The organism is Kosakonia sp. Marseille-Q7440, assembly GCF_965119485.1.
Genome location: NZ_CBCPLT010000001.1, coordinates 2,242,777 through 2,257,220 on the forward strand (window position 1 = coordinate 2,242,777; position 14,444 = coordinate 2,257,220).

10 protein-coding genes, 2 tRNA genes and 3 other RNA genes are annotated in these 14,444 nt (G+C 55.9%); 7 read left to right on the forward strand and 8 right to left on the reverse strand.

Annotation, left to right across the window (positions count from 1 at the left end):
* Positions 1 to 4: 4 nt before the first annotated feature.
* The 3 genes from galU to rssA form a co-directional block, all read right to left on the reverse strand.
* Positions 5 to 916, reverse strand: a complete 912-nt coding sequence (galU, locus tag ACWPW2_RS10380; RefSeq protein ID WP_023478871.1) for a UTP--glucose-1-phosphate uridylyltransferase GalU — start codon at positions 914 to 916, stop codon at positions 5 to 7.
* 198 nt (positions 917 to 1,114) lie between these two features.
* Positions 1,115 to 2,128: a two-component system response regulator RssB gene (gene rssB / locus ACWPW2_RS10385; RefSeq protein ID WP_023478635.1), complete on the reverse strand. Its 1,014-nt coding sequence runs from the start codon at positions 2,126 to 2,128 to the stop codon at positions 1,115 to 1,117.
* A 91-nt stretch (positions 2,129 to 2,219) separates the two neighbouring features.
* Positions 2,220 to 3,128, reverse strand: coding sequence for a patatin-like phospholipase RssA (gene rssA / locus ACWPW2_RS10390; protein WP_034812189.1), 909 nt, complete (start codon positions 3,126 to 3,128; stop codon positions 2,220 to 2,222).
* A 111-nt stretch (positions 3,129 to 3,239) separates the two neighbouring features.
* Here rssA and ACWPW2_RS10395 point away from each other — a divergent pair, with 111 nt between their 5' ends.
* The 7 genes from ACWPW2_RS10395 to ACWPW2_RS10425 all read left to right on the forward strand — a co-directional run bounded on the left by ACWPW2_RS10395 (position 3,240) and on the right by ACWPW2_RS10425 (position 5,477).
* Positions 3,240 to 3,698 (forward strand): YchJ family protein, encoded by a 459-nt coding sequence (locus tag ACWPW2_RS10395; RefSeq protein ID WP_454123634.1) that lies wholly within the window; start codon positions 3,240 to 3,242, stop codon positions 3,696 to 3,698.
* Positions 3,699 to 3,745: 47 nt separating this feature from the next.
* A complete protein-coding gene (gene purU / locus ACWPW2_RS10400) occupies positions 3,746 to 4,588 on the forward strand; it encodes a formyltetrahydrofolate deformylase (protein WP_023478636.1) in 843 nt (280 codons plus the stop codon).
* A gap of 167 nt (positions 4,589 to 4,755) precedes the next feature.
* Positions 4,756 to 4,900: non-coding RNA, RtT sRNA (locus tag ACWPW2_RS10405), on the forward strand.
* Positions 4,901 to 4,922: 22 nt separating this feature from the next.
* Positions 4,923 to 5,007, forward strand: a tRNA-Tyr gene (locus tag ACWPW2_RS10410).
* Between the two features lie 66 nt (positions 5,008 to 5,073).
* A non-coding RNA gene (locus ACWPW2_RS10415) (RtT sRNA) lies at positions 5,074 to 5,189 on the forward strand.
* Positions 5,190 to 5,217: 28 nt separating this feature from the next.
* Positions 5,218 to 5,302 (forward strand) — tRNA-Tyr (locus ACWPW2_RS10420).
* Positions 5,303 to 5,346: 44 nt separating this feature from the next.
* Positions 5,347 to 5,477, forward strand: a non-coding RNA gene (locus ACWPW2_RS10425) — RtT sRNA.
* Positions 5,478 to 5,781: 304 nt separating this feature from the next.
* Here the strand turns inward: ACWPW2_RS10425 and narI are convergent.
* The 5 genes from narI to ACWPW2_RS10450 form a co-directional block, all read right to left on the reverse strand.
* The gene (narI, locus tag ACWPW2_RS10430) at positions 5,782 to 6,459 is read right to left on the reverse strand and encodes a respiratory nitrate reductase subunit gamma (protein ID WP_094419766.1); all 678 of its coding nucleotides are present in this window, start codon (positions 6,457 to 6,459) and stop codon (positions 5,782 to 5,784) included.
* Positions 6,459 to 7,169 carry a nitrate reductase molybdenum cofactor assembly chaperone gene (narJ, locus tag ACWPW2_RS10435; protein ID WP_023478820.1) on the reverse strand — a complete coding sequence of 237 codons (711 nt, stop codon included), beginning with the start codon at positions 7,167 to 7,169 and terminating at the stop codon, positions 6,459 to 6,461. Before narJ ends, narI begins: the two co-directional genes overlap by 1 nt.
* Positions 7,166 to 8,701, reverse strand: coding sequence for a nitrate reductase subunit beta (gene narH / locus ACWPW2_RS10440; RefSeq protein ID WP_454122847.1), 1,536 nt, complete (start codon positions 8,699 to 8,701; stop codon positions 7,166 to 7,168). Before narH ends, narJ begins: the two co-directional genes overlap by 4 nt.
* On the reverse strand, positions 8,698 to 12,441 hold the full coding sequence (locus ACWPW2_RS10445; protein WP_454122849.1) for a nitrate reductase subunit alpha: 3,744 nt from the start codon (positions 12,439 to 12,441) through the stop codon (positions 8,698 to 8,700). Before ACWPW2_RS10445 ends, narH begins: the two co-directional genes overlap by 4 nt.
* 393 nt (positions 12,442 to 12,834) lie before the next feature.
* On the reverse strand, positions 12,835 to 14,226 hold the full coding sequence (locus ACWPW2_RS10450) for a NarK family nitrate/nitrite MFS transporter (protein WP_312278527.1): 1,392 nt from the start codon (positions 14,224 to 14,226) through the stop codon (positions 12,835 to 12,837).
* Positions 14,227 to 14,444 lie beyond the last annotated feature (218 nt).

The window sequence follows — 14,444 nt, forward strand, 5'->3', positions numbered from 1 at the left end:
GGGGTTATGCTTTAGCAGCGCCTACCGTTTCGTTCAGCCAGGCTTTAAACTCTTCGCCCAGAGAGTTATGGCGAATGCCATATTCTACAAAGGCGCGCATATAGCCGAGTTTATTACCACAGTCATGGCTTTTGCCTTTCATGTGATAGGCTTCAACGGTCTCTTTTTCGATCAGCATATCGATTGCATCGGTAAGCTGAATCTCATCACCGGCTCCCGGAGGCGTTTTCGCCAGCAGCGGCCAAATTTCAGCGCTCAGGACATAGCGGCCAACAACCGCCAGGTTTGACGGCGCGACGTTCGCTTTCGGTTTCTCAACCACGCCAACCATCGGCACGCTGTCGCCCGGGTTCAGCGTGGCGCCTTTGCAGTCCACTACGCCGTACGCGGTAACGTCATCAACCGGCTCAACCATGATCTGGCTGGCACCCGATTCGTCGAAGCGTTTGATCATCTCAGCGAGGTTATCCTGCGACAGATCGGATTCGAACTCATCAAGGATAACGTCCGGCAGGATAACAGCGACCGGCTCGTTGCCGACAACCGGATGCGCACACATGACGGCATGGCCAAGACCCTTCGCCAGGCCCTGACGCACCTGCATGATGGTCACGTGCGGCGGGCAGATAGATTGCACTTCTTCAAGAAGCTGACGTTTAACGCGCTTCTCCAGCATTGCTTCAAGCTCAAAGCTGGTATCAAAGTGGTTTTCAATAGAGTTTTTAGATGAATGTGTTACCAGAACGATTTCAGTAATGCCCGCGGCAATGCACTCATTGACCACGTACTGAATTAATGGCTTATCAACCAGCGGCAACATTTCTTTCGGAATTGCCTTCGTAGCTGGTAGCATCCTCGTTCCCAACCCCGCGACCGGGATTACTGCTTTAGTCACTTTCGAATTTATTGCAGCCATTGAAATCTCCTGGACTGTCCATGATTTGAACAGGTTCATGAATTAACTCGCGTCTGAGTATATCAGTACCAACCCAATGACCAGGTCTGAAAAGGACGCGCTAACAACTAATTAGGATTAATACGAAGAAACTGCGGCGATATTAGCACCCGTTTTTAAATGACGGGTAAATCTATCTGAGCTTCGCCACGCGATCGCTCATTCCGCGTTCAACATTAAGCGTAACCGCCCGCCTGCACCCCAAACCTGGCATTGCCACGCTTCGCTGCGCTGGCTTACTTGGTTCAGATAGGTATTCCCAAGCGTACCGAGAGGAACGCCGCTGCTGATTTGAATTTGGTGTTCACCGGTATTTAACGTGGCGTTTAAACCGGCCGAAACTAATAACAAATTCTTAAGCTCGCTGTGGTAATACCCCACCAGTAACGGGAACTGCCCCGGCAAATTTGCCTGGTGCAGCAATTGGTTTACCTGCTTAAGTAAAGCACCCATTTCAGGTAAGCGCTGGCGTTGATGTGACAATTGTTCCTGAAGTAAGCCGTTAAATAATGCGCGCAGCAGCAGCGCCGCCAGCACGCCATTATTGCCGGCGCGAGTTACATCAAGACAATAGAAAGCGAGATCGTGTCCGGAAAGCGGTGCAATATCCAGCACCAGTCCAGGGCTTTCAGCGGAAACAAGCTGGCGATAATTTACCCGACAACCAGAAATGACCTGCTGCACAGGAGGCTGAAGCTCTTTTAATAAATTCGCTGCCGCCTGCGGGTTATCCACCAGCGCATCCCAGTCCTGGAATAAACGCTCCTCCTCCTCGACCCGGGAATTAAACATATTTGGGTAGATGCAGGCGAAGATAGTTTCCCGCAGACGATTAAAATCTTTAACGGGTTTCAGGACGACATCCTGCACGCCAAGACGCAGGGCTTTTGCGATGTCGGCCATATTTTCGGTAGCGGAAATCACCAGCACCGGCGTCTGCATGCCCTGGTTGCGCAGCGCTTCAACCATCGCGAGACCATTCATACGCGGCATGGCCAGGTCGCAAATAATCAAATCGGGTTGATTGCCAGCCATCTGCTCCAGCGCATCCACTCCGTCTCCGGCCAGCAACGTCGTTGCGCCAAGAGATTGCAACCATGAATCCAGCAGCGATCGGAAAACGAGTTCGTCTTCCACTATCAATATCTGTTTTCCGACCAACGGCTGCGTCATCTCTTCTCCCCTGCCTGACAGTAGATCAATAGTGGCATGCTTCGCCGACACTCGCCTGTCAGAATTTGCTGAAGTCTTATAAAAATTATGTTCACGCTAAAGTCCGCACCAGCGGAAGTAACTCGTCCATCCTCTTTTCCACCGCTAATTGCCCGGCGGCAATCGCCGCATCAGCACGATGAAAATCGAGAGTGGATATTTGCGGACAAATGGGTTGCAACAAAATATCCGGCGGATCGCCCGCCATACGGTTGCGCTTAAGGCGGTTTTCCAGCACCTGGATCGACGTAGTCATGATCTCCATCGCGGTCGGCGTCACCGGGCGTTTCGGCGTGGTGCGACTCAGCCGCTCGCGCAGGCGCTGATGCCAGCGCAGGGCTTCACCGCTACCTTTTTCCATCTCGCTATCGGAAGGCGTTACGGAGAGCAAATCCTGCTGCATTAAATGGGCGTCATGCTGAAGATCAACGGCAATAACGATATCAGCACCCAGCGCGCGGGTTAATGAGACCGGGACCGGGTTAACCACCGCGCCATCGACCAGCCAGTAGCCATTATGCGCAACGGGCGACATCAAACCCGGAATACTGCATGAGGCGCGCACAGCACGGTGCAGATCGCCTTCGGTAAACCATAACTCACGTCCGGTGCTGAGATTGGTTGCGACCGCGCCAAAACGTTTTTCACAGTGGCTAAAGTCGTCGAAAGGAAGGAGTTGGCGGTATTGATTGAACACGCGCTCACCGCGCAGCAAACCGCCGCGGCGCCAGGAGAGATCCATAAGCCGCAGTACGTCCCAGTAGCGGAAAGAGCGCACCCAATTCTCCAGCAGAGACAAACGTCCACAGGAGTATGCCGCGCCAACTAATGACCCGATTGAGCATCCTGCCACGACATCAATAGTAATGCCGGCGCGCTCTAACGCATTAATGACGCCAATATGCGACCAACCTCTGGCTGCGCCAGAACCCAGCGCCAGACCGATTTTTACCGTTCTCATTCCGCGTGCTTCACTTCCCCCGGCTTACTGTAGCCACAACGCGGCGGCTCAGTTAACATATTGCCACCCTGGCGCGTGCTGCGCCGTTATTATTGTTTCAGGAATGCTGTTTTGTCTCAAACATGTCCTTGCGGTAGCGCTCAGGAGTATAGCGTATGTTGCCAGCCTTATCTGTCTGGTCAACACGTAGCGCCGGATCCCTCTCGCCTGATGCGTTCTCGCTATACCGCTTTTGTCTTACATCAGACGGATTATCTGGTGAAAACCTGGCATCCCTCCTGCGCGGCACACACCTTTCGCGAACAGATTGAGGCCGGTTTCGCGGCCACAACCTGGCTCGGACTGACGCTATTTGAGCACGCTTACGGCCACGATGACAATGAAGGTTATGTCAGTTTTGTTGCTCGCTTTCGCGAGAATGACAAAAATGGCGCAATTATTGAACGTTCCCGTTTTTTAAAGGAAAACGGCGAATGGTTTTACATCGACGGCACGCGCCCGCAGTTTGGTCGTAACGATCCCTGCCCCTGCGGGTCAGGTAAAAAATTCAAAAAGTGCTGCGGACAATAAGCCCGGCAGCACCCTTAACAAACACACTCAACAGGATTTACCCGGCAATGCACTCTTTACAACGTAAAATTCTGCGCACCATCTGCCCCGATCAGAAGGGCCTTATCGCTCGTATCACTAACATTTGTTATAAGCACGAGCTGAACATTGTTCAGAATAATGAATTTGTCGACCACCGTACCGGCCGCTTCTTTATGCGTACGGAGCTTGAGGGCATTTTTAACGATGCCACGCTGCTGGCCGATCTCGACAGCGCGCTGCCGGAAGGCTCAGTTCGCGAACTGAATGCGGCGGGTCGCCGCCGCGTGGTGATCCTGGTGACCAAAGAGGCGCACTGCCTCGGCGATCTGTTGATGAAAGCCAACTATGGCGGCCTGGATGTTGAGATCGCGGCAGTGATCGGCAACCATGAAACGCTGCGCCCGCTGGTTGAGCGCTTCGACATTCCATTCGAGCTGGTCAGCCACGAAGGCTTAACGCGCGAAGCGCATGACAATCTGATGGTGAAAGCGATTGAAGCTCATCAGCCTGATTATGTAGTGCTGGCGAAGTATATGCGCGTCCTGACGCCGGACTTTGTCTCGCGCTTCCCGAATAAGATCATCAATATTCACCACTCCTTCCTGCCGGCGTTTATCGGCGCACGCCCTTATCACCAGGCTTATGAGCGCGGCGTGAAGATTATTGGTGCTACCGCGCACTACGTGAATGACAATCTCGACGAAGGCCCGATCATCATGCAGGACGTGATCCATGTCGATCACACCTATACTGCTGAAGATATGATGCGCGCCGGTCGCGACGTGGAGAAGAACGTGCTCAGCCGCGCGCTCTACCAGGTGCTGGCCCAGCGCGTCTTTGTTTACGGTAACCGGACGATCATTCTTTAAGCGCTCTCTCTTCAGGTTGCCTGGCTTTACAGCGTTGCGGGTAAAAAGCAGGCAACCGATTCATTTTTCACGATTGAATGCTTTACAGAGGCGCGTCATTTGGTATGATGCGCCCCGCTTCCCGAGAAGGAAGCGGCCAGTAAAAAGTTTTACCCCGTGGTGGGGTTCCCGAGCGATCATAAGGGAGCTGACTGCAAATCTGCCGTCACCGACTTTGAAGGTTCGACTCGAGCACCAGCGAGAGAACGTTGCCAAAGGCAACGGCCCGAAGGGTGAGGAGCGTAGCTCCGAATAATCCTTTCTCTGCAATACCACAATAATGTAGTGACCCCGTGGTGGGGTTCCCGAGCGGCCAAAGGGAGCAGACTGTAAATCTGCCGTCATCGACTTCGAAGGTTCGAATCCTTCCCCCACCACCATCTACGTCCTGCATCACAATTTGAATTACCCCGTGGTGGGGTTCCCGAGCGATCATAAGGGAGCTGACTGCAAATCTGCCGTCACAGACTTCGAAGGTTCGACTCGAGCACCAGCGAGAGAACGTTGCCAAAGGCAACGGCCCGAAGGGTGAGGAGCGTAGCTCCGAATAATCCTTCCTCTGCAACACCGCGACAATGTAGTCACCCCGTGGTGGGGTTCCCGAGCGGCCAAAGGGAGCAGACTGTAAATCTGCCGTCACAGACTTCGAAGGTTCGAATCCTTCCCCCACCACCATCTCTCGAATAAAACTCCCATTCTTATACGCGTTCTGTTCACCCATATTCTCCGTTCGGGGAAGGATGAGAAGCTTCGACTAAGGCTCGACTCGAGCATCGCGAGAGAGCGTTGCCGCAGGCAACGACCCGAAGGGCGAGGAGCGCAGCGACGAGTAATCCTTCCCCCTGCTTATTCCGCTACTGTTCTTTATTTCCGATAAAGGCCACAGACCAGGCCCATTGCCCGATGGCGCTCCGCTTATCGGGCCTACGAAACCAGCGCCCAATGTTGAATCGTGCAACATGCCATTGCCCGATGGCGCTCCGCTTATCGGGCCTACGAAATCAATCCCCACTCCAACATCGTGCCAAATCCGAGCATGTGGCAACCACCCCGTAGGCCGGATAAGGCGCAGCCGCCATCCGGCACGCAAACCGCACCGCGCCGAAAACAAAAAACCCTGCCGAAGCAGGGTTTATCATCGTCAACCATCGTTATCAGCGGCGGGCGCGGACAATCTGGTATTTACGCGTTAAATACTCCACCGGCGCGCTCCAGATATGTACCAGGCGTGAGAACGGGAAGAGCACAAATAGCGTCATACCGAGCACCAGATGCACGCGGTAAATAAAGGCAACGCCATCAAGATGCGCGGAGGCACCGGTATGGAACGTCACCACAGACTGCGCCCAGGCCACCAGCTTCATCATTTCGCTGCCGTCCATATGCTGCGCGGAGAACGGAATGGTCAGCAAACCGAGCGTACACTGCACCATCAGCAGGGTCATGATCAGAATATCTGCCGCCGTCGACGTGGCACGAATACGCGGGTTAAAGAGACGGCGTTTGAGCAGCATCAGGCCGCCGACCAGGCACAGCACGCCGCTGGCACCGCCACCGATCATCGCCATCTTCTGCTTCACTTCAATCGGCAGGAAGGATTCGTACATCCAGTGCGGCGTCAACATGCCAAGGAAGTGACCGGCAAAAATCCCGAGGATGCCTAAATGGAACAGGTTCGACGCGATGTTCATCCCTTTACGGTCGAGCATCTGGCTCGAGCCCGCGCGCCAGCTGTACTGCCCATAGTCATACCGCAGCCAGCTGCCAATCAGGAAGATTGCGCCCGCCATATAGGGATAGATGTCAAAGAAGAACATATTAAGGAAGTGCATTAGCGCTCTCCTCCTGTTGAGATATTCAGATATTGCGGCGCGACGGCACCGGCAAAACGACGCTGGTGCGCAGTGATGTCGGAATCATTGCAGCCCTGTTCAGCAAAGAACTTCACCTGCTCCTCTTCCCACACCGCGTCCAGCGCCTGCGGCGTATCGTCGCGCGCTTCGCCGGCAATTTTTTCCGCCACCTGCGCGTTATCCACCTCGGTTTTCGTCAGCGTCAACAGCGCATCAAACAGCGAGGCGTAGTGACTTTCACGCTGCTGTAAGCGCGCCTGCAACAGCGCCAGGATCGGCGCGATATCCTGCAAACCGCCAATCGCTTCAGCGGTTGGCAGCTGCGCCAGATACTCCAGATAGAGCGGCAGATGGTCCGGCAGTTCGCGGCTGTCGAGCTGCAACCCGTGGCGCTCATACTGCGCCAGCAGATCCACCATCGCCTGGCCACGATCGCGCGATTCACCGTGCACATGTTCGAACAGCAGCAGCGAGGTGGCGCGACCGCGATCGAACAACTCGCTGTAGGTTGCCTGCGCATCGAGTAGATCCTGCGAAGTCAGGTCACGTAAAAAGATACCTACCTGCTGGGCGTCCGCTTTCGACAGATTGTCGCCGGAGGCCAGCGCATCAAACAGCTCCTGCTGATGCTGCCACAGGGCAGCATCCGGGTACTCAAGCAGGCGGGAGATAACCACCAGTTCAATCATGCGTGCGGCTCCGTTTTCACTGTCACATTCACCGCGTCGATACGGCGGCTGTTGAACAGGTTGAATTTGTTATCCGAACCATGACACCCATCGCCGAAGCTAAAGCCACACCCGCTCTTCTCCGGGAAGGCTTCACGCGCCAGTTCACGATGGCTGGACGGCACCACAAAACGGTCTTCATAGTTGGCGATGGCGAGATAGCGGTACATCTCCTGCGCCTGCGCTTCAGTCAGGCCCACCTCTTCCAGCGCACGGGTATCAGTCACACCGTCGACGGTTTCAGCACGTTTGAAGTGACGCATTGCCAGCATACGTTTCAGCGCCAGCAGCACCGGCTGGGTATCCCCGGCGGTCAGCAGGTTCGCCAGGTACTGCACCGGAATGCGCAGGCTTTCGACGTCCGGCAGAATACCGTTACTGCCCAGCTCACCCGCATCGGCGGCAGACTGAATCGGTGACAGAGGCGGCACATACCAGACCATCGGCAACGTGCGGTATTCCGGGTGCAGCGGCAGCGCCAGCTTCCAGTCCATCGCCATTTTGTAAACCGGCGATTTCTGCGCCGCGTCGATCACGCTCTGCGGTACGCCATCTTCCAGCGCCTGAGCAATCACCGCCGGATCGTGCGGATCGAGGAAGACATCCAGCTGACGCTGATAAAGGTCTTTCTCATTTTCGGTGCTGGCCGCGTTCTCAATCGCATCCGCGTCATACAGCAGCACGCCGAGGTAACGAATACGCCCTACGCAGGTTTCGGAGCAGACCGTCGGCATGCCCGCTTCGATACGCGGGTAGCAGAAGATGCACTTCTCAGACTTGCCGCTCTTCCAGTTGAAGTAGATTTTTTTGTACGGGCAGCCGGTAACGCACATGCGCCAGCCGCGGCATTTATCCTGATCGATCAGCACAATGCCATCTTCTTCACGCTTATAGATGGCACCGCTCGGGCAGGTGGCGACACAGGCCGGGTTGAGGCAGTGTTCGCACAGGCGCGGCAGATACATCATGAAGGTGTTTTCGAACTGGCCGTACATCGCCTTCTGCATGTTTTCGAAGTTCTGATCGCGGCTCAGCTTCTCAAACTCGCCGCCGAGATCGTCTTCCCAGTTCGGGCCAGCGCTGATTTTGTTCATCCGCTGGCCGGTGATCAGCGAGCGCGGACGCGCAATCGGCTGATGCTTGCTTTCCGGCGCGTTATGCAGGTTCTGATAGTCAAAATCAAACGGCTCGTAGTAGTCATCGATGCCCGGCAGATGTGGGTTGGCGAAGATTTTGCCCAGCAGCATTGCGCGGCTACCCATGCGTGGTTGCAGCTTGCCGTTGATTTTACGGATCCAGCCGCCCTTCCACTTCTCCTGGTTTTCCCAGTCGGTCGGGAAGCCGGTGCCCGGTTTGGTTTCGACGTTGTTAAACCACGCGTACTCCATCCCTTCGCGGCTGGTCCAGACGTTTTTACAGGTGACTGAACAGGTATGACAGCCGATGCACTTATCGAGATTCAGCACCATGCCGACTTGTGAACGAATTTTCATTTTGCGCTCTCCTGTACCTGGTCATTGCCTTCGCCATCCAACCAGTTAATGTTTTTCATCTTACGTACCACCACAAACTCATCGCGGTTGGACCCGACCGTGCCGTAATAGTTAAAGCCGTAGGCCAGCTGCGCGTAACCGCCAATCATGTGCGTCGGTTTCGGCGTAATACGCGTGACCGAGTTATGAATGCCGCCGCGCTGGCCGGTGATCTCCGAGCCTGGCAGGTTCACAATGCGCTCCTGGGCGTGGTACATCATCGTCATACCGGACGGTACGCGCTGGCTGACCACCGCACGGGCGGTGAGTGCGCCGTTACTGTTAAAGACTTCGATCCAGTCGTTATCGGCAATGCCCATCTCTTTGGCGTCGGTTTCACTCAGCCAGACAATCGGGCCACCGCGACCAAGCGTCAGCATCAGCAAGTTGTCGCTATAAGTGGAGTGGATCCCCCACTTCTGGTGCGGCGTCAGGAAGTTGAGCGCTTTTTCCGGGTAGCCGTTGCCTTTCACGCCCAGCATCTCTTTTACCGAACGGGTGTTGATGGGCGGACGGTAGACCAGCAGGCTTTCACCAAAGTCACGCATCCACTGGTGATCCTGGTAGAGCTGCTGACGGCCGGAGAGCGTACGCCACGGAATCAGCTCATGAACGTTGGTATAACCGGCGTTATAAGAGACATGCTCATCTTCAAGGCCAGACCAAGTCGGGCTGGAGATGATTTTGCGCGGCTGCGCCTGAATATCGCGGAAGCGGATCTTCTCATCTTCTTTATTCAGCGCCAGATGGGTATGGTCGCGACCGGTAAATTCACTCAGCGCCGCCCAGGCTTTCACCGCCACGTTGCCGTTGGTTTCCGGGGCGAGGGTGAGGATCATCTCTGCCGCGTCGATGGCGCTGTTGAGCATCGGCTGGCCTTTCGCCGGGCCATCCGCTTTCACGTAGTTGAGCTTGCGCAGCAGATCCATTTCGCTCTGGGTATTCCACGCGATGCCTTTGCCACCGTTACCGATTTTCTCCATCAGCGGGCCGATAGAGGTAAAGCGCTCGTAGGTTGCCGGGTAATCGCGTTCAACCGGAATAATGTGCGGTGCAGTTTTACCCGGAATAAGATCGCATTCGCCTTTTTTCCAGTCCTTCACGCCCAGCGGCTGCGCCAGCTCGGCGGCGGAGTCATGCTGGATCGGCAGCGTTACCACATCGGTCTCTTTGCCTAAATGGCCCACGCAGAGCGCAGAGAAGGATTTGGCGATACCTTTATAAATTTCCCAGTCGCTTTTTGATTCCCATGCCGGATCGACGGCGGCAGAGAGCGGATGAATAAACGGATGCATATCCGAGGTATTCATGTCGTCTTTCTCATACCAGGTCGCGGTCGGCAGCACGATGTCAGAGTAGAGACAGGTGCTGGAGAGACGGAAGTCGAGCGTCACCACCAGGTCGAGTTTGCCGTCGAGGCCGTTATCCTGCCACTCCACCTCTTCCGGTTTCACGCCGCCCTGTTTGCCCAGATCCTGGCCCTGGATACCGTGCTCGGTGCCGAGCAGATATTTGAGCATGTACTCATGCCCTTTCCCGGAGGAGCCAAGCAGATTGGAGCGCCAGATAAAGAGGTTGCGCGGATGGTTTTTACCGTTTTCCGGCTGCTCAGCGGCGAAGCGCAGCGAACCCTCTTTCAGGGATTTCACGGTGTAATCCACCGCTGACATGCCCGCTTTTTCCGCTTCGGCGGCAATGCGCAGTGGGTTAGTGCCCAGTTGCGGCGCGGAAGGCAGCCAGCCCATACGCTCGGCGCGGACGTTAAAGTCAATCAGATGGCCGCTGTAGCGGGATTTATCCGCCATCGGCGAGAGGAACTCTTGCGCCGTCACCGTTTCATAGCGCCACTGGCTGGAGTGGTTATAGAAGTAGGAGGTGCTGTTCATATGGCGCGCCGGACGCTGCCAGTCGAGGGCAAAGGCCAGCGGCTGCCAGCCGGTCTGCGGACGCAGTTTTTCCTGGCCGACATAGTGCGCCCAACCGCCGCCGCTCTGACCAACGCAGCCGCAGAAGACCAGCATGTTAATCAGCCCGCGATAGTTCATGTCGAGGTGATACCAGTGGTTCATCCCGGCACCGACGATGATCATCGAACGACCATGAGTTTTATCGGCATTCTCGGCGAACTCGCGCGCAACGCGAATAATCTGCGCCTGCGGCACACCGGTCACTTTCTCTGCCCAGGCCGGCGTATAGGCTTTGATTTCGTCATAACGGCTGGCGCAGTTTTCATCACCCAGACCGCGATCCAGACCGTAGTTAGCCATATTCAGGTCATAAACGGTGGTCACCAGCGCGATACTTCCATCCGCCAGTTGCAGGCGTTTGACCGGCAGTTTGTGCAGCAGGATGTTATCCAGCGTGACGCCCTGGAAGTGCTCGGTGTTGTCGCCGCCAAAGTAGGGGAAGCCGACTTGTGCGACATCATCGTGTTTGCCCAGCAGGCTGAGGGTCAGCTCAACGTCCGCGCCATTGCCGCCATCACGCTGCTCAAGGTTCCACTTCCCTTTCTCGCCCCAGCGGAAACCGATGGAACCATTCGGGGCGATCATATTGCCTTCGCTATCCAGCGCGACGGTTTTCCACTCCGGGTTGTTCTGCTGGCCCAGCGCATCGACCAGATCGGCGGCGCGTAGCATGCGGCCCGCGGCGTAGTAGCCATCACGCTCTTCCAGCATGACCAGCATCGGCATGTCGGTGTAGCGACGAACATAATCAGTGAAGTACTGGCTCGGTTTATCGAGGTGGAATTCACGCAGCATCACGTGGCCCATCGCCAGTGCCATTGCCGCATCGGTGCCCTGCTTCGGCGCCAGCCACAAGTCGCACAGCTTGGCGATTTCCGCGTAGTCCGGAGTAATCGCGACAGTTTTTGTCCCTTTGTAGCGAACTTCGGTAAAGAAGTGCGCATCCGGAGTACGGGTCTGCGGCACATTGGAGCCCCAGGCGAGGATATAGCTGGAGTTGTACCAGTCAGCGGATTCCGGCACGTCGGTCTGCTCGCCCCAGGTCTGCGGTGAAGCAGGCGGCAAGTCGCAGTACCAGTCGTAGAAGCTCAGGCAGGTGCCGCCAATCAGCGACAGATAGCGTGCGCCGGAGGCGTAAGAGACCATCGACATCGCCGGGATGGGCGAGAAGCCAGCCACGCGGTCCGGGCCGTAAGTTTTCACGGTGTAGACGTTAGAGGCGGCAATCAGTTCATTCACCTCCTGCCAGGAGGAGCGCACAAAGCCACCGCGTCCACGCGCCTGCTTAAAGCTCTTCGCTTTATCAGCATCTTCAATGATAGAAGCCCAGGCATTTACCGGATCGCTGTGCTGCGCTTTCGCTTCACGCCAGAGTTTGATCAGGCGTTTACGCATCAGGGGGTATTTCAGGCGGTTGGCGCTGTAAAGATACCAGGAGTAGCTCGCCCCGCGCGGACAGCCGCGTGGTTCGTGGTTCGGCATATCAGGACGGGTACGCGGGTAGTCCGTTTGCTGGGTTTCCCAGGTGACCAGGCCGTTCTTGACGAAAATCTGCCAGCTGCAAGAGCCGGTGCAGTTTACGCCATGGGTTGAGCGCACGATTTTGTCGTGCTGCCAGCGGCTGCGGTATCCATCCTCCCAGTCCCGGTTGGTGTTTACAAGCTGGCCGTGCCCATCGGCAAAGGTTTCGCCTTTCTGTTTAAAGTAGCGAAACCGGTCCAGGAATTTACTCATCGGGGTTCTCCTGTTGGAGCCTTTTCGGCTCTCTGGCTAAATCGACATTGCTGCATTTGCCGCGAAGGTAACCCCCGCAAAGACAAAGAGAATTGATGATGATCAAGCCGCCATAGCGCGCCGTTGATGCGCCGACAACGGAGTACTCCCAAAGAGTTATCGATGATTTCCACGTAACTAACTGATTCACATAAATATATTATATTTAGTTACTGAATTATTCAGATTTATCCCGGTCTCCAGGTATTAAGGGGTAGACGCCGCTGCGATGCGATAGCGGTCACAGTGCTGGCCGAAGCAGGCGCAGCATGACCACAAGTATGTTGTAACTATGTAGAGGGCAAAAAAATGCGCGACCGAAGCCGCGCAATGATAATCAACACACTACATTTATTATTGTTTTTTACGCCCGTATATCGCCCAGGTGATCACCACACAGGCGATATAGAACACAAGAAATACTTTCATCGCGCCCGCCGGCGAGCCGGTCAGCGCCAGCGAGGTGCCAAACGCTTTCGGGATAAAGAAGCCGCCAATCGCGCCAATCGCCGAGATAAAGCCCAGCGCGGCCGCCGTTTCCGTCGCGGCTTCACGCATCGCGTCGCTCTCGCTGCCACCCGCTTTCTTCACCCGCTCCATGGTCATCTTACGGAAGATAACGGAGATCATCTGGAAGGTGGAGCCGCTGCCCAGCCCGGCGGTGAGGAACAGCACCAGGAAGACGCAGAAGAAGGCGGTGAAGTTGCCGCCCTCACCGTTCGACGGCAACGTCAGGAACAGCAAGGCGCTGAAGATCGCCATCACCACAAAGTTAACCAGCGTCACGCGCGTTCCGCCAAGACGGTCGGAAATCGCGCCGCCTGCGGAACGTGCCAGCGCGCCAACCAGCGGCCCGAAGAAGGCAAAGTGCAGGATCTGCACCTCCGGGAACTGAGTTTTTGACAGCATCGCGAAGCCGGCGGAGAAGCCGATAAACGAGCCGAAGGTCGCCAGGTAGAGGAAACTCATGATCCACAGGTGCGAGCGCTTCAGCACCGGCAGTTGCGCGCTGAGGGAGGCTTTCGAGGTCGCCAGTTCGTTCATGCCGAACCATGCCGCCAGGGTAAACACCGCCAGGAACGGTACCCAGATCCACGCCGCGTTTTGCAGGTAGAGCATGGTGCCATCAGGCTGGGTTACGCCACCGCCGCCAAAGGCAGCAAAGATGGAGAACGAGACCGCCAGCGGCGCAATCAGCTGCATCACGCTGACGCCAAGGTTGCCGAAGCCGCCGTTGATGCCGAGCGCCCCGCCCTGCTTCTCTTTCGGGAAGAAGAAGCTGATGTTCGCCATGCTGGAGGCAAAGTTCGCCCCGGCAAAACCGCACAGCAGGGAGATAATGATAAATGTGCTGAATGGCGTGGAGGTATCCTGCACCGCAAAACCGAGCCAGACGCAGGGGATAATCAGAATGCCGGTGCTGAATGCCGTCCAGCGACGGCCGCCAAACACCGGTACCATAAAGGAGTACGGTACGCGCAGCAGCGCGCCGGAGACCGACGGCAGCGCCGTCAGCATAAACAGCTGGTCTGTGGTGAACTGAAAGCCCACTTTGGGTAGATTCACCGCCACTGCGCTAAACAGCATCCAGACGCAGAACGCTAAAAGCAGGCAGGGCACGGAGATCCACAGATTGCGGCTGGCAATCTGCTGTCCCTGCTGCTGCCAGAAAGCCGGATCTTCGGGACGCCATTCGGTAATAACCCGTGATGACGAACGCGTATCCGGAACGGATGTTTGATGCATAGACACCTCTGATGTGCAGTTTGATGCCTGCCACATTAATTTCTGTGGCGCGCGTTAAGTTGATATAAATCAAAGGAAAAGCTGGCGTTATAAAGCGCAAAAAAACATCATGCTCATTTATGAGTAGCGTTTACCTTCAAAAAAGGTGTGGTTTTTCACGGCGCTGACCGCTGCCGGGTCGTTTGTCCCTCCGAATGTCACCCCGCTGGCAATAAAGG